The organism is Enterobacter cloacae complex sp. 394I7 (genome assembly GCF_057320345.1).
The window spans coordinates 102,006-118,102 of record NZ_JBXWCR010000003.1; the positions used below are offsets into that span (position 1 = coordinate 102,006).

The window sequence follows — 16,097 nt, forward strand, 5'->3', positions numbered from 1 at the left end:
TTACGCTACAATCCTATAAATTTACCTGGTAAAAAGCCGGTAAAGAGAGCTAAACATTGGCTGGCACACGTTTGAATTTCAACCAACTGATTTTAATAATGAATAATTCCCAGGATTTGATTTAATGGGGTATACCGTCGCATTAACCGGCGGCATCGGTAGTGGCAAAAGTACCGTTGCGGACGCTTTCGCTCGCCTGGGTATCGCGATTATCGATGCCGATATCATTGCCCGTCAGGTGGTAGAACCGAATACACCCGCGTTAAAGGCCATTGAAGAACATTTTGGCCCGGCCATCATCAATGCGGACGGCACGTTAAATCGCCGACAGCTTCGCGAATGCATTTTTTCCGATTCTGCAGAAAAGGTCTGGCTTAATGCCCTGCTCCACCCCATTATCCACCAGGAAACCCAGCGTCAGATTGCCGCCGCCCGCTCACCGTATGTGCTGTGGGTAGTTCCGTTGCTGGTAGAAAATCAGCTGCAGAAGAAAGCCGATCGGGTTCTGGTCATTGATGTCCTTCCCGAAACGCAAATCCAGCGAACCATGACGCGCGATCGCGTCTCGCGCGAACATGCCGAACAAATTCTTGCCGCTCAGGCCACGCGCGATCAGCGCCTGGCCGTTGCGGATGATGTTATTGATAATAACGGCGCACCAGATGCCATTGCATCGGATGTTGCCCGTCTGCACGCGCAGTATTTGACCTTCGCCGCGCAGGCCGTTGCACAGGAAAAACCATAATGTCGACTCACATCCTTTTTGAGCATCCGCTTAACGAAAAAATGCGTACCTGGCTGCGTATCGAATTTCTTATTCAACAACTCTCGCAACATCTGCCTGTCAACGATCACGCCACTGCGTTGCACTTCTTCCGCAATGTGGGCGACCTGCTGGATGTGATTGAGCGTGGAGATGTTCGCACCGAATTACTGAAAGAACTTGAGCGTCAGCAGCGTAAACTGCAGGCATGGGCGGAAGTCCCGGGTGTTGATCAAAGCCGTATAGATTCCCTGCGTCAGCAGTTAAAAATCAGTAGCAGCACGTTAATGGCTGCCCCTCGCGTTGGCCAGTTTTTGCGTGAAGATCGCTTGATTGCCCTGGTACGCCAGCGCCTGAGTATTCCCGGTGGATGCTGCAGCTTTGACCTGCCGACGCTTCATATGTGGCTGCACATGCCGCAAACGCAGCGTGATGCGCAGGTGAATATCTGGCTGGAAAGCCTGGAGCCGATGCACCGGACGTTATCGCTGATCCTCGATCTTATCCGTAACTCTGCGCCGTTCCGCAAGCAGACCAGCCTGAACGGTTTTTACCAGGATAACGGGGACGATGCCGATCTGCTGCGACTGAACCTTTCGCTCGACGTGCAGCTTTACCCGCAAATTTCCGGGCATAAGAGCCGTTTTGCGATTCGCTTTATGCCGCTGGACAGCGAAAATGGCACCGTGCCGGAACGCCTCGATTTTGAACTGGCCTGTTGTTAAGGAGTGCCAATGTCTGACGTAACCATCGTAAACTGCCCAACCTGTGGCAAAAGTGTTGTCTGGGGCGAAGTGAGCCCATACCGCCCATTCTGCTGTAAACGCTGTCAGTTAATTGACCTGGGCGAATGGGCGGCGGAAGAGAAACGCATTCCGAGTGAAGGCACTCTTTCGGACAGCGATGACTGGAGTGAAGAACAGCAGTAAATTAAACGCCCTGCACTAACCGGGTAATCACAGGCTCATTTGCCGGCGGGAATTTGTCGGCATCGCTTGCCTGCAGTTCAACCCAGTTACCCGGTTGCCCCTCTTTGCCCCAGGGATCCCCCTCCCAGTTTTCCACCAGCCAGAACCAAAGCGTAATGTGACGATCGGGAAACTGGTATTCGAGCTTGTCAAACAGCGTTGCGCCAAGCGGGGTGATCCCCACTTCTTCCTGAAGCTCACGGATCAGCGCCTGTTCCGGCGTTTCGCCTGACTCGATTTTCCCGCCCGGAAACTCCCATTTGTTCGCCATATGGGCGTCGGCGGCGCGCTGGGTGATAAAGAACTGGTTTTGCGGGTTGCGAATAATCCCGACGGCAATTTGCAGTATTTTCATATTGTCACTTCCATAAAAAAGGCGCAGATTTCTGCGCCTTTTTGTTTTGTTATGAATTTAGCTCAGACGACCGTGGCACGCCTTGTATTTTTTACCGGAACCACACGGGCACGGATCGTTGCGGCCAACTTTACGATCGCCAGTCTGGGCCGCGATCGCTGCCGCAGCTTCGCTCTCGTCAGTCTGGTGGCTCAGCTGTTGCATCTGTGCCAGACGCTCAGCTTCTTCACGGCGCTGTTGCTCCATTGCTTCCACTTCTTCCGGCATGCGTACCTGAACTTTGCTCAGGGTGCTGATCACTTCATACTTCAGTGACTCCAGCATGGACGCAAACATGGCGAAGGATTCACGCTTGTACTCCTGCTTCGGATCTTTCTGCGCGTAACCACGCAGGTGGATACCCTGACGCAGGTAGTCCATCGCCGCCAGATGCTCTTTCCACAGGGAGTCCAGCGTTTGCAGCATCACGCCTTTTTCGAAGTGACGCATCATCTCAGCGCCAACGACTTCTTCCTTACGCTTGTATACGTCCAGCGCGGTTTCGAAAATACGTTCACGCAGGGTCTCTTCGTGCAGCTCAGGCTCTTTGTCCAGCCACTCTTTGATTGGCAGTTCGAGGTCGAAGTCGTTTTTCAGGCGTTCCTGCAGACCTTCGATATCCCACATTTCTTCCAGAGACTGCGGTGGAATATGCGCGTCGATAGTCGCTTTGAATACGTCTTCGCGAATGCTGTTGATGGTGTCGCTCACGTCGGACACGTCCAGCAGTTCGTTACGCTGGGTATAGATGGCACGACGCTGGTCGTTGGCCACATCATCATATTCCAGCAGCTGCTTACGAATATCGAAGTTGCGGCTTTCCACTTTACGCTGGGCGTTAGCAATCGCTTTGGTGACCCACGGGTGTTCAATGGCTTCGCCAGGTTTCATACCCAGTTTACGCATCATGCCAGAAACACGGTCGGAGGCGAAAATACGCATCAGCGCATCTTCCATAGACAGGTAGAAGCGGGAAGAACCGGCATCGCCCTGACGACCCGCACGGCCGCGCAGCTGGTTATCGATACGACGAGATTCGTGACGTTCGGTACCAATGATATGCAAACCACCGGATGCCAGCACCGCGTCATGGCGTACCTGCCAGTCCGCTTTAATCTGAGCAATCTGCTCCGGCGTTGGGTTTTCCAGCTCGGCAATCTCTGCCTGCCAGCTACCACCCAGCATAATGTCGGTACCACGACCCGCCATGTTGGTGGCGATTGTTACCGCTGCCGGGTAACCCGCCTGCGCAACGATATCCGCCTCTTTGGCGTGGAATTTGGCGTTCAGAACGTTGTGTTTGATGCCCGCTTTGGTCAACTCATTGGAAACCACTTCGGATTTCTCGATGGAGATTGTCCCCACCAGCACCGGCTGGCCATTAGCGGTACGATCGCGAATATCTTCAATGATTGCCTGAATTTTTTCCGCTTCGGTCATGTACACCAGGTCCGGCATATCCTTACGGATCATTGGACGGTTGGTTGGAACGACCACGGTATCCAGTTTGTAGATGGAGCTGAATTCAAATGCTTCGGTATCTGCAGTACCGGTCATCCCCGCCAGCTTCTCGTACAAACGGAAGTAGTTCTGGAAGGTAATAGAGGCCAGCGTCTGGTTTTCATTTTGAATATCAACGCCTTCTTTGGCCTCAACGGCCTGGTGCAGACCGTCAGACCAGCGACGACCCTGCATGGTACGGCCGGTGTGCTCATCAACGATGATAACTTCACCGTCTTTCACGATGTAGTCGACATCGCGGGTGAACAGCGCGTGGGCACGCAGCGCGGCAGTGACGTGGTGCATCAGCATAATGTTCGTCGGAGAGTACAGAGACTCGCCCTCTTCCATGATGCCTTCAGCCACCAGCAGCTCTTCAATTTTCACCAGACCGCGTTCGGTCAGGTTCACCTGGCGCGCTTTTTCATCGACAGAGAAGTGGCCTTCACCCTGGAAGGTGTCGGAATCTTCTTTCTCCTGACGCAGCAGGTGCGGAATGATTTTATCGACTTTACGGTACATCTCGGAGCTGTCTTCGGCCGGGCCGGAGATGATCAGCGGGGTACGCGCTTCATCGATCAGGATGGAGTCCACCTCATCCACCAGCGCATAGTGCAGTTTACGCTGGACGCGCTCTTCAGGGCTAAACGCCATGTTGTCACGCAGGTAGTCGAAGCCGTATTCGTTGTTGGTACCGTAGGTGATATCCGCGTTATAGGCTTCACGTTTGGCGGGTGCCGGCAGACCGGACATGTTGATGCCAACGGTCATGCCCAGGAATTCGAACAGGGGACGGTTGTTTTCGGCATCACGCTGTGCCAGATAGTCGTTGACGGTAACGACGTGAACGCCTTTACCGGTCAGTGCGTTCAGGTAGGCGGGCAGCGTTGCGGTCAGGGTTTTACCTTCACCGGTACGCATTTCCGCGATGCAGCGCTCGTTAAGCACCATACCACCCAGCAGCTGAACGTCGAAGTGACGCATGCCAAACACACGTTTACTGGCCTCACGCACAACGGCGAAGGCTTCCGGGATCAGGCTTTCCAGCGTTTCGCCTTTTTCAAGACGCGCGCGGAATTCTACGGTTTTCGCTTTCAGCTCGTCATCAGAGAGCTTCTCCATCGCCGGCTCCATGCCATTGATGACGGTAACAGCTTTGCGCATACGGCGCAGGGTACGATCGTTACGACTACCAAAAACTTTTGTTAACAATTTGATTAGCATAATAAATTCTCAAACGCCCCAGGTTGGGCAGATAAATTAAGGTATTGAAAAAAGGTTAATTTAGCTGAGGCGTTGAGGCCCGGCGCGGATGCCGTGGGCCTGGCTAATCCATGTCGAAACGGAGAAGGTCGCAGGAGGAACGTGCGCGATTTGCGTGGTCTGACGCACCATGACGGGTGGCTGACTGTCCTGCGTAAGCAGCGCGTTAAGCGTGTCCAGCAGAGCAAGATGCTGCGCCTGTACCGGCAGCGTCTCTTCAGCAACAGGCAGTGCCTGCGGAGCCATCGCAAATGACAGATGGCGAATAACGGTACGGATCGCATGCTGGTGCCAGTAATCCACCGAGAAATTCGGGCGGCGATTGGCTTCAAGCCACGCCAGGTTAGTAAAATTAACCCGCGTGTTGAGATCGTGTTTGGTTGTGGAGGTCTTCGTCGGCGTCGCCGCTTCCGCACTGTTGCTGAGCGCAGGCAAGCCGAAACTCGCCGCGACCATCCCTAATAAGAGATGCGGCCAGAAGTAACGTCTGCCAAATTGTCGCCAGCGCGTCAGTATTCCGCTCACTTGCTCCACCACATTAAGCCAGCCTTCAACAGGCTGAATTCAATTATTCTTTTAAGCGCCCAGATATTACCACTAAAGCCAATACACAGCAGCAGGAATGACGTATTGCTGCGGGGAAAAACGGTCAAGAATGCAGCTAACGCACAGATTTTCTGCACCGGGCAAACGAGAAGTGACGCTGGGGCAAATAAATGAAGAGGGGTAAAAATAAAAACGACTGGTCTCCCTGGTCGGAGAGAGTACCAGGTTAACCAGTCGATTTTTTACGAAACGGCTTTAACCGTTACGCCAGTACCGTGTTTGGTGCTTTGAAGGCCAGCGGCAGCTCAGCTTCGTCTTCAAAGGTCACATATTCCCAGGCTTCCTGTTTTGCCAGGACTGCCTGCAACAGTTTGTTGTTCAGTGCATGACCGGATTTAAACGCGGTAAATGCACCAATGATGTTGTGACCACACATAAACAGGTCGCCGATAGCATCCAGCATTTTGTGACGAACGAATTCATCTTCAAAACGCAGACCGTCTTCGTTCAGTACGCGATAATCGTCAACAACGATGGCACAATCGAAGCTGCCGCCCAGGCACAGGCCGCGGGACTGCAGATATTCGATATCACGCATGAAGCCAAACGTACGGGCACGGCTGATCTGGCGCATAAACGCATCAGCAGAGAAGTTCATCGCATAGCGTTGGGTGCTGGCATCAATCGCCGGATGGTTAAAATCGATGGTAAAGTCCAACGAGAAACCATTGTACGGTTTGAATTCAGCCCATTTGTCGCCATCTTCGACGCGAACGGTCTCTTTGATACGAACAAATTTTTTCGCGCAGTTCAGTTCTTCGATGCCGGCATCCAGCAACAGATAGACGAACGGAGCAGCACTACCATCCATGATCGGGATTTCTGGCGCATCGACTTCAACCATAATGTTGTCGATACCCAGACCCGCCAGGGCGGCGTTCAGGTGCTCTACGGTAGAAATCCGCACGTCATGCTCGTTCACCAGACAAGTACAGAGCATAGTATCACGCACAGATTTGGCATCGGCCGGAAAGTCTACCGGTGGATTCAAGTCGGTGCGACGATAGATGACCCCGGTATTGGCCGGCGCAGGGCGTAACGTCAGTGTGACTTTCTTGCCGGTATGTAAACCGACACCAGTCGCCTGAACGATACGTTTAAGTGTCCTTTGTTTGATCATCGTATAATCTCGCCAAATTAACTATCCAACCGAAAGTGTATATCACTGACGGTGGGCCAGTTTAGCACAAAGAGCGAAAATCCCCAAATTCCAGCCAATTCTTAGTCAGCTTGCTTGCGCAGGAACGCCGGGATATCCAGATAATCTGGCTCTTTCGCCGTTTGCGGAGTGGGGTCGTTAACCACTTTCGCGGCCGGTTTCTGCTCCTGAGTCAGAGGAGACATACCGTGCTGCTGGTAACGATCCATAACCGGCTGCTGAGTCTGTTTGTTGGTCACCAGGGTGATCTCAGGACGCTTGTCCATACCGATACCGGTAGCAACAACAGTAACACGCAGCTCGTCGTTCATTTCCGGGTCAAGGGAAGTACCGATTACCACGGTAGCGTTGTCAGAGGCGAACGCACGGATAGTGTTACCCACGGTTTCAAACTCATCCAGACGCAGGTCGAAGCCAGCGGTAATGTTGACCAGCACGCCGCGCGCACCAGACAGGTCGATATCTTCCAGCAGTGGAGAAGAGATAGCCATTTCAGCCGCTTCTTCTGCACGGTCTTCACCGCTTGCCACGCCAGAGCCCATCATCGCGTAGCCCATTTCGGACATCACGGTACGAACGTCTGCAAAGTCAACGTTCATCAGACCCGGACGGGTAATCAGTTCAGCGATACCCTGCACCGCGCCTTTCAGCACGTCGTTGGCTGCGCCAAAAGCGTCCAGCAGAGAGATACCGCGACCCAGAACTTTCAACAGTTTGTCGTTCGGGATGGTAATCAACGAGTCCACGTGCTTGGACAGTTCAGTGATACCCTGCTCCGCGAAAGCCATACGCTTCTTGCCTTCAAAGTTGAAAGGCTTGGTCACAACAGCAACGGTCAGGATACCTAAATCTTTCGCTACTTCAGCCACAACAGGTGCTGCGCCGGTACCCGTACCGCCACCCATACCCGCTGCGATAAAGACCATGTCCGCACCTTCCAGTGCAGCGCGCAGGGCCTCACGATCTTCTTCAGCCGCATTACGACCGACTTCCGGGTTAGCCCCAGCGCCCAGCCCTTTGGTGATGCCACCGCCGATCTGGATAGTCTGGCCTACAGCCGTCTTACGCAGTGCCTGTGCATCGGTGTTAACTGCAAAGAACTCAACACCTTCAATGCGTTCACGCACCATATGCTCTACGGCGTTACCGCCGCCGCCACCGACGCCGATGACTTTAATCACCGCGTCGTTGGTCAGTTCCATAGGTTCAAACATAATTTCTCTCTCCGTTGTGCCTGTCGCCCGAGACCGCTAATTCTCTCCGGTCTCTTAAAAAAATTAAAACTCTTTTCGCAACCAGTTGTTCAGTCGTTTGACCCACGACCCAACTGAGACGCGTTTTTCCACTTCTGCTTCACCACTGAGATGAGATTCTTTCCCGTAGTGGAGCAGGCCCACGGCCGTTGAATAGTACGGCTCCTGAGCATAATCCGTTAAACCGGTGATATTCAGCGGAGCACCGATACGCACTTGCGTATGGAACACGCGCTGAGCGCAGGCCGCAAGACCTTCAATTTGCGCTGCCCCGCCGGTTAATACAATCCCCGCTGCAAGATGATGTTTCACGCCCTGCTGGCGAAGCTGTTCCTGTAACTGCAAAATCTCTTCGTTGACCAGGTTAAGCAGCTCGGTATAACGCGGCTCAATGACCTCTGCCAACGTCTGGCGCTGCAGGCTGCGCGGTGGACGTCCGCCCACGCTCGGCACTTCAACGCTCTCATCTTTGCCAACGATAGACCCCAGCGCACAGCCGTGGCGTACTTTAATCGCTTCTGCATCACTCGGTGGCGTACCAAAAGCGTAAGCAATATCGCTGGTCACAACGTTCCCGGCATAGGGGATCACTTTGGTGTGGCGCAGCGCACCGCCGGTATACACGGCCATGTCCATTGTACCACCACCAATATCGACCACACAGACACCCAGTTCACGTTCATCTTCGGTCAGCACGGAATAGCTCGCTGCAAGACCGGCGAAAATGAGTTGGTCAACTTTCAGGCCACAACGTTCAACGGCTTTTACAATGTTCTTCGCCATATCGTTGTGACATGTGATCAAGTGCACTTTTGCCTGCATACGTACGCCGGAAAGACCGACCGGGTTTTTGATCCCTTCCTGGTAGTCAATCGCATACTCCTGCGGGATCACGTGCAGCACGCGATGCTCATCGCGAACGCGCACGGATTTCGCCGTATGCACAACGTTTTCAACGTCTTCCTGCGTCACTTCTTCTTCGGAAATCGGCACCATGCCGATTTCGTTCTGGCAGCTAATGTGCTTACCCGAAAGCGCCAGATAAACAGAGGAAATCTGGCAATCTGCCATCAATTCAGCCTGATCGATGGCGCGCTGTACGCACTTCACCACCGACTCAAGATCGTTAACCCCACCTTTATCCATACCACGGGACGGGCAACTGCCCACGCCAATGATATTGACCATACCGTCGGGCAGAACTTCCCCTACTAAAGCGGCAACCTTCGCGGTGCCAATCTCCAGTCCAACTACCAGTTTTCTGTCCGTCGCCTTGATCATTGTTGTTCTGCCTGTACCTGTGCCTGATTCTGTTGCTGATTAGGTTCCTCGACCGGAGCCGGTTCCCAACCGACTGCTGCGCCTGAGTCATAGCGCAAATCAACGTAGCTTATCCGTTTGCCGTCAGTCTGTGCCTGCTGCTGTAAAACCGGGTAAAGTTCTACAAATCGCGCCAGACGTTTCATTGTGTCCCCGCGACCCAGGTTGAGCTTAATGCCATTCGTTAACGTCAGTTGCCAGGAGCGGCGCGCCGTCATTGCAGCATCTTTTAGCGTAAACCTGTCCTTCGCCAGCACCTGCCCCATTTCACGAAAACCTTGTAACACTTCATTTTCGCTACCTTCCGGGCCATACAACATCGGTAAATTTTGCTTGTTGACACGATCGGCCGGGACGCTGAAGGAATTTCCGTCTACGTCAACCATGTGCTGATCATTCCAACGTGCAATGGGCACATATTCAACCAGATGAATCTTCAATTCATCAGGCCATTGCTTTCTGACACTCGCCTGTTTTATCCATGGCAGACGTTCAATCTGACTCTGGATAATATTGACGTCCTGCGTCATAAAGGTGCCAGGCGATCCCAGCGCCAGAATTGTCTGGCGAATGTCATCGTTACGGGTGTAATGACGCTCACCGGTGACCACCAGCTTCGAAAGCGGCAACCGTTGCGCATCTTCCATCCAGCCCAGAACCATCCAGCCGCTGATAAACACGGTGCACAGCACCCCGAGCAGGAAAATAATACCTGCAAGACGCGTTCCATTACTCCGGCGTGAAGAAGAGTATTCTTCTTCGTCATCGCGGTTGCGCGTGTTCAATGCAGCCTGAGACATATCAGCCCGCCTGGTCCAGAATACGTACGACTAATTGCGAGAAGCTCATCCCCGCCTGACGCGCTGCCATCGGCACAAGGCTGTGGCTGGTCATTCCCGGAGAAGTATTTGCTTCCAGCAGATAAAATTGTCCATCACTGTCGAGCATCACGTCGATGCGGCCCCATCCACGGCAACCCAGAACATGCCAGGCTTTAACCACCAGGGACTGTAAATCGGTTTCACGCTCAGCTTCAAGACCACTTGGGCAGAAATATTGCGTCTCATCAGAGAGATACTTCGCCTCATAATCATAGAAGGTTCCGGCCGGTTGGATACGAATTGACGGTAAAATTTCTTCGCCAAGCATCGCGACGGTAAATTCCGGCCCGCTGAGCCATTTTTCAATCAGAACTTCTTCATCATGTTGAAATGCCAGGGCTAAAGCGGAAGATAAATCCTCAGCTTTCTCAACTTTGGACATGCCAACGCTCGACCCTTCGCGGCTGGGCTTTACAATAACCGGTAAGCCCAGCTCAGCAATGCGTGCATTAACGCTATCGGAGAGGCCCATTTCAAATTCGCGACGCGTCAGGGCAACCCAGGGGGCAACGGGTAAACCCGCGCCCTGCCACAGCAGTTTGCTGCGCAGTTTATCCATAGAAATGGCGGAGGCCATCACACCGCTGCCGGTGTACGGCATGCCGGTGAGTTCCAGCAGCCCCTGAAGGGTGCCGTCTTCGCCACCACGGCCATGTAACGCGATAAAGACTTTATCGAAGCCCATCGCCTTTAACTGGGTTACGTCAGTCTCTTTCGGATCGACCAGGTGCGCATCCACACCCCCTTCACGCAGGCCCGCCAGTACCGCGGCACCTGAATTCAGGGAAACCTCGCGCTCGGCGGATGTGCCGCCAGACAGGACAGCAATCTTATCAGCCATGATGCTCATCCTCCTGAGTTTGCGGCTTCAGTTTGATTTCAGCTAAGGTACGGGCGATTTTGCCGATATTTCCCGCGCCCTGAATCAGAATTAGATCGTTGCCGGTCAGCACCGGGGCCAGAATTTCAGCCACCTGGGCAGGATCGGAAACCAAAATAGGGTCTACTTTACCGCGTCCGCGGATGGTACGACATAAAGAACGGCTGTCTGCACCAGGAATAGGAGTTTCGCCCGCTGCATAAACATCCAGCATCAGGAGCGTATCCACCTGTGACAGGACGCTGGCGAAATCGTCATACAGGTCACGGGTACGCGTGAAACGGTGCGGCTGGAAGATCATGACCAGATTTTTTTCTGGCCAGCCCGCACGCGCAGCTTTGATCGTCGCGTCCACTTCCGTCGGGTGGTGACCGTAGTCATCAACCAGCATGGCAGTACCGGGTTTACCGTTCACCGCCTCCAGCGGGTATTCACCGAGGAAGTCGAAGCGACGCCCGGTTCCCTGGAAGCTTTCCAGTGCACGAAGAATGGCTTCGTCATCAATGCCTTCTTCTGTCGCCACGGCCACTGCCGCGGCGGCATTCAGGGCGTTGTGACGCCCTGGTGCATTGAGGGTGACATGCAGCAGTTCTTTGTCCTGACGCGCCAGGGTGAAATGCCCCTGCGCACCCAGCTGTTTGTAATCTTCCACGCGGACATCAGCGTCTTCGCTGAAGCCGTAAGTCGTGATTTGACGTCCGACGCGCGGCAACAGCTCGCGAATCACCGGATCGTCTACACACATTACCGCGCGTCCATAGAACGGCAGGTTGTGCAGGAAATTAATAAAGGTCTGCTTTAAGTTCTCGAAGTCGCCCTGGTAAGTATCCATATGGTCGGCTTCGATATTGGTGACGATGGCGACCATCGGCTGCAGATGCAGGAACGACGCATCGCTCTCATCCGCTTCGGCAATTAAATAACGGCTGTGTCCGAGACGCGCATGCACGCCTGCCGCTTTTACCAGACCACCATTGACGAACGTCGGGTCGAGGCCCGCTTCTGCATAAATGCTGGAGACCATCGCCGTGGTGGTGGTTTTGCCGTGGGTTCCGGCAATCGCAATGCCATGACGAAAACGCATCAACTCCGCCAGCATTTCCGCACGGCGGATCACCGGAATACGCGCTTCGTGCGCGGCCACGATTTCCGGGTTATCAGAGGAGATGGCGCTCGACACGACCACCACGCTCGCATCGCGCACGTTTTCCGGGCGATGATTGAAATAGATAGTCGCCCCAAGCGACGCCAGCTGCTGCGTAACAGGGTTTGGCGCCAGGTCAGACCCGCTGATCTGATAGCCTTCGTTAGCTAACACTTCGGCAATACCGCCCATGCCAGCACCACCGATGCCAACAAAGTGAATGTGCCGGACGCGACGCATCTCGGGCACGATAGAACGCAGTTTTGCCAGTTGTTGTGTATTCATTCTCTAAACGCCATCGACTACTTAAAAAATTCGTGCAGCGCAACACGCGCTGCGAGGGTTAAGCCTGGGCTGCCAGGCTCACTTCTTTTGCCACCCGTTCCGTTGCATCAGGAATAGCGGTCGCGCGTGCGCGTTGCGCCATCTTCAGTAATGCCTCTCTGTTCCAGCCCGCCAGGGTGGTGGCGACCGCATCGGCGGTAAATTGTGGCTGTTCAAATATTTTCGCAGCGCCGGCTTTCTCAAGCGGCAGCGCATTCCAGTACTGCTGTCTGTCTTTGTGCTGGAACGGCACAAACAGAGCCGGCAACCCGGCGGCGGCAATTTCGCTCACCGTCAATGCGCCAGAGCGGCAGACCACGACATCGGCCCAGGCATACGCTGCGGCCATGTCGTCGATAAATTCCGTCACTTTATGCTGCGGCTGGCCTTCATCGGCGTAAGCCTGCTCAACCATCTGCTGAGCACCTTTTCCGCTTTGGTGCCAGATTGTCACCGCATCCCCCAGCTTTGCTGCAACCTGCGGCATCGTCTGGTTTAAAATGCGTGCGCCCTGAGAACCGCCAACGACCAGCACACGGACCGGCCCTTCACGACCCGCCAGGCGCGCATCCGGTAATGGCAGCGCCAGCACGTCTACGCGCACCGGGTTACCCACCACGTCCGCCTTCGGGAAGGCTCCCGGGAAAGCCTGCATCACTTTGGTGGCAATTTTCGCCAGCCATTTATTGGTCAGACCGGCAATGCCGTTCTGCTCATGCAGCACCACGGGGATGCCCAATGACCAGGCCGCCAGCCCACCCGGGCCAGAAACATAGCCGCCCATCCCCAGCACCACATCAGGCTTAAAACGCTTCATGATGGCGCGCGCCTGACGCCAGGCGTTGAAAATACGCACCGGTGCCAGAAGCTGGGCCGTAATGCCTTTTCCGCGTAAGCCGGAAATGCGAATAAAGTCGATCTCGATACCGTGCTTCGGTACCAGGTCGGCTTCCATGCGGTCCGCGGTTCCCAGCCAGCGTACCTGCCAGCCCTGATCCATTAAATGGTGCGCAACTGCGAGCCCCGGGAACACATGTCCACCGGTACCGCCTGCCATCACCATTAACCGCTTCGGTTGATTCATCGTGAACCTCGTGTAAACGCCTGGGCTTTTTCCAGACGCGTTTCATAATCTATGCGTAACAACATCATGATGGCCGTCGACATAATCAGCAGACTGGAACCACCATAACTGATCAACGGCAACGTCAGGCCTTTGGTCGGCAGCATACCCGCTGCGGCCCCGACGTTAACCAATGCCTGGAAACTAAACCAGATACCTATTGAGCAGGCTAAGAAACCTGAAAAGCGGTGATCGATCTCCAGCGCTTTCCGCCCAATCGACATGGCGCGGAAAGCGACGAAGAATACCATTAATAGCGCTAATACCACACCGATATAACCCAGTTCTTCCCCAATAATGGAGAAGATGAAGTCAGTGTGCGCTTCGGGTAAATACTCCAGTTTCTGTACCGAGTTGCCCAGCCCCTGACCCCAGACTTCACCGCGACCAAAAGCCATCAGCGACTGCGTCAGCTGATAACCGCTGCCAAACGGGTCTTCCCACGGGTTCCAGAATGAGGTCACACGGCGGATACGGTAAGGCTCGGCGAGGATCAGCAGCACAACCGCTGAGATACCCATTCCGATGATGGCGATGAACTGCCACAGCTTCGCCCCGGCCAGGAACAGCATTGCCAGCGTGGTGACAAACAGCACGACCACGGTACCAAGGTCAGGCTGCGCCAGCAGTAAGACCGCCAGCACCAGAATAACGCCCATGGGTTTTAAGAAGCCGCGCAGGTTATTACGCACTTCATCCACTTTACGTACCAGGTAGTTAGCCAGGTAGCAGAACAGGGAGAGCTTGGTAAATTCCGCGGGCTGAATACGCAGCGGGCCAAAGGCAATCCAGCGCGATGCCCCGTTTACGGAGCTCCCCACCACCAGTACGATCAGCAGCATAATGATGGAGGCGATCAGCATCGCGGTACTGTGCCGCTGCCAGAACTCCATCGGCAGACGTAATGTCACCAGCGCCAGACAGAACGCCAGGATGATGTACAGGCCATCACGTTTCGCAAACAGGAACGGATCGTTCGCCAGTCGCTGCCCGACAGGCATTGACGCCGAGGTCACCATGATAAAACCAACCGCCGCCAGTCCCAGCGTGAGCCAGAAGAGCGTACGGTCGTACATAACCAGGCTGTCGTTATCTTTTTGACGAGAGCCCATCACCCAGCCTTTGAGTGCCGCAAACACCCACGCCAGAACGCCAAATCCTGGCAGGCGCGGCATTTTCAGGCGGGGGAGAGATAAACGCATCAGCCTAACTCCTTCGCCAGACGGGTAAAGAGATCGCCACGCTGTTCGAAATTCTTGAATTGATCGAGGCTGGCGCAGGCCGGGGAGAGCAGGACCATATCACCCGGCTTCACGCGAGGGGCAATCAGCCGCATCGCCTGCTCCATGGTCTCGGTTTGCTCGGCAATGTCAGGACGCAGCTCAGCCAGCTCACTGCCGTCGCGACCAAAGCAGTACAAGCGGATATTATTCCCGGCGAGATACGGTTTCAGCGTGGAGAAATCCGCCGATTTACCGTCGCCGCCGAGCAGTAAATGCAGGGTACCTTCAACGTGCAGGCCGTTCAGGGCGGCCTCGGTACTGCCGACGTTGGTGGCTTTTGAGTCGTTAATCCAGCGCACACCGTTGTGCTCCAGCGCCAGCTGGAAACGGTGCGCCAGGCCGGTAAAGGTGGTCAATGCTTGCAGGCTGGACGAACGCGGCAGCCCTACGGCATCCGCCAGCGCCAGCGCCGCCAGAGCATTGGTGTAGTTATGCTGGCCGGTAAGCTTCATCTCTTTCACGTTCAGCACTTTCTCACCCTTCACGCGCAGCCAGGTTTCGCCCAACTGACGGTTAAGATGATAGTCACCCATGGTGATGCCAAAGCTAATGCAGCGATCGTCCGCCCCGCGCACCGGCATGGTCAGGGCGTCATCCGCGTTGACGACGCAGACCTTCGCATTTTCATAAATGCGCAGTTTGGCGGCGCGGTACTGCTGCAGACCAAACGGATAGCGATCCATATGATCTTCAGTAACGTTAAGGATCGTCGCCGCGGCCGCACGAAGGCTGGAGGTCGTTTCCAGCTGGAAGCTGGAAAGCTCGAGGACGTACAATTCACAGCCCTTATCCAGCAGCATTAGCGCTGGCAGGCCAATATTGCCTCCCACGCCCACGTTCATGCCCGCCGCTTTCGCCATCTCACCCACAAGGGTGGTGACGGTGCTTTTACCGTTAGAGCCGGTAATCGCGATAACGGGTGCCTGCGCTTCACGGCAGAACAACTCAATATCACCGACAATCTCAACGCCCGCATCGGCCGCGGCGCTGAGTGAAGGATGCGCCAGCGCCATACCGGGGCTGGCGACAATCAGATCGGCTGCCAGCAGCCAGTCATCATTCAGACCACCAAGGTGGCGTTCAACCTGTTCCGGCAGTTTATCCAGACCCGGCGGAGAAACACGCGTATCCATTACGCGCGGCGTCACGCCGCGCGCGAGGAAAAAGTCCACGCAGGAGAGGCCTGTCAGCCCCAACCCGATGATAACGACTTTTTTGCCCTGGTAATCTGCCATG

General features: G+C 54.7%; 15 protein-coding genes. 3 read left to right on the forward strand and 12 right to left on the reverse strand.

The window, feature by feature from the left end; genetic code table 11:
• The first annotated feature begins 124 nt into the window (after window positions 1-124).
• From coaE to yacG, 3 genes are read left to right on the forward strand one after another with little or no spacing between them, the layout of a single operon-like run.
• Window positions 125-745 (forward strand): dephospho-CoA kinase, encoded by a 621-nt coding sequence (gene coaE, locus AC2FAP_RS13910; protein ID WP_014168640.1) that lies wholly within the window; start codon window positions 125-127, stop codon window positions 743-745.
• On the forward strand, window positions 745-1,488 hold the full coding sequence (zapD, locus tag AC2FAP_RS13915; protein ID WP_410384491.1) for a cell division protein ZapD: 744 nt from the start codon (window positions 745-747) through the stop codon (window positions 1,486-1,488). Before coaE ends, zapD begins: the two co-directional genes overlap by 1 nt.
• A 9-nt stretch (window positions 1,489-1,497) precedes the next feature.
• The gene (gene yacG / locus AC2FAP_RS13920) at window positions 1,498-1,692 is read left to right on the forward strand and encodes a DNA gyrase inhibitor YacG (protein ID WP_020882580.1); all 195 of its coding nucleotides are present in this window, start codon (window positions 1,498-1,500) and stop codon (window positions 1,690-1,692) included.
• A 1-nt stretch (window position 1,693) separates the two neighbouring features.
• Here the strand turns inward: yacG and mutT are convergent, their stop codons facing one another.
• The 12 genes from mutT to murD all read right to left on the reverse strand — a co-directional run bounded on the left by mutT (window position 1,694) and on the right by murD (window position 16,096).
• On the reverse strand, window positions 1,694-2,086 hold the full coding sequence (gene mutT / locus AC2FAP_RS13925) for an 8-oxo-dGTP diphosphatase MutT (protein WP_014168637.1): 393 nt from the start codon (window positions 2,084-2,086) through the stop codon (window positions 1,694-1,696).
• Window positions 2,087-2,143: 57 nt separating this feature from the next.
• On the reverse strand, window positions 2,144-4,849 hold the full coding sequence (gene secA, locus AC2FAP_RS13930; RefSeq protein ID WP_014168636.1) for a preprotein translocase subunit SecA: 2,706 nt from the start codon (window positions 4,847-4,849) through the stop codon (window positions 2,144-2,146).
• 60 nt (window positions 4,850-4,909) lie between these two features.
• On the reverse strand, window positions 4,910-5,413 hold the full coding sequence (secM, locus tag AC2FAP_RS13935; RefSeq protein ID WP_072126512.1) for a secA translation cis-regulator SecM: 504 nt from the start codon (window positions 5,411-5,413) through the stop codon (window positions 4,910-4,912).
• A gap of 283 nt (window positions 5,414-5,696) precedes the next feature.
• Window positions 5,697-6,614: a UDP-3-O-acyl-N-acetylglucosamine deacetylase gene (gene lpxC / locus AC2FAP_RS13940; protein WP_014168633.1), complete on the reverse strand. Its 918-nt coding sequence runs from the start codon at window positions 6,612-6,614 to the stop codon at window positions 5,697-5,699.
• 101 nt (window positions 6,615-6,715) lie between these two features.
• Window positions 6,716-7,867: a cell division protein FtsZ gene (ftsZ, locus tag AC2FAP_RS13945; protein WP_008501978.1), complete on the reverse strand. Its 1,152-nt coding sequence runs from the start codon at window positions 7,865-7,867 to the stop codon at window positions 6,716-6,718.
• A 63-nt stretch (window positions 7,868-7,930) separates the two neighbouring features.
• A complete protein-coding gene (gene ftsA, locus AC2FAP_RS13950; protein ID WP_006173845.1) occupies window positions 7,931-9,187 on the reverse strand; it encodes a cell division protein FtsA in 1,257 nt (418 codons plus the stop codon).
• A complete protein-coding gene (ftsQ, locus tag AC2FAP_RS13955; protein WP_014168632.1) occupies window positions 9,184-10,026 on the reverse strand; it encodes a cell division protein FtsQ in 843 nt (280 codons plus the stop codon). Before ftsQ ends, ftsA begins: the two co-directional genes overlap by 4 nt.
• Window position 10,027: 1 nt before the next feature.
• Entirely contained in the window at window positions 10,028-10,948 is a 921-nt protein-coding gene (locus AC2FAP_RS13960; RefSeq protein ID WP_020882578.1) for a D-alanine--D-alanine ligase, read from the reverse strand.
• Window positions 10,941-12,416, reverse strand: coding sequence for a UDP-N-acetylmuramate--L-alanine ligase (gene murC, locus AC2FAP_RS13965; RefSeq protein WP_014168630.1), 1,476 nt, complete (start codon window positions 12,414-12,416; stop codon window positions 10,941-10,943). The genes AC2FAP_RS13960 and murC overlap by 8 nt, the downstream gene beginning before the upstream one ends.
• Window positions 12,417-12,474: 58 nt before the next feature.
• A complete protein-coding gene (murG, locus tag AC2FAP_RS13970; protein ID WP_449541886.1) occupies window positions 12,475-13,539 on the reverse strand; it encodes an undecaprenyldiphospho-muramoylpentapeptide beta-N-acetylglucosaminyltransferase in 1,065 nt (354 codons plus the stop codon).
• Window positions 13,536-14,780 (reverse strand): cell division protein FtsW, encoded by a 1,245-nt coding sequence (gene ftsW, locus AC2FAP_RS13975; RefSeq protein WP_014168628.1) that lies wholly within the window; start codon window positions 14,778-14,780, stop codon window positions 13,536-13,538. The genes murG and ftsW overlap by 4 nt, the downstream gene beginning before the upstream one ends.
• On the reverse strand, window positions 14,780-16,096 hold the full coding sequence (gene murD / locus AC2FAP_RS13980) for a UDP-N-acetylmuramoyl-L-alanine--D-glutamate ligase (protein ID WP_025205419.1): 1,317 nt from the start codon (window positions 16,094-16,096) through the stop codon (window positions 14,780-14,782). The genes ftsW and murD overlap by 1 nt, the downstream gene beginning before the upstream one ends.
• Window position 16,097 lies beyond the last annotated feature (1 nt).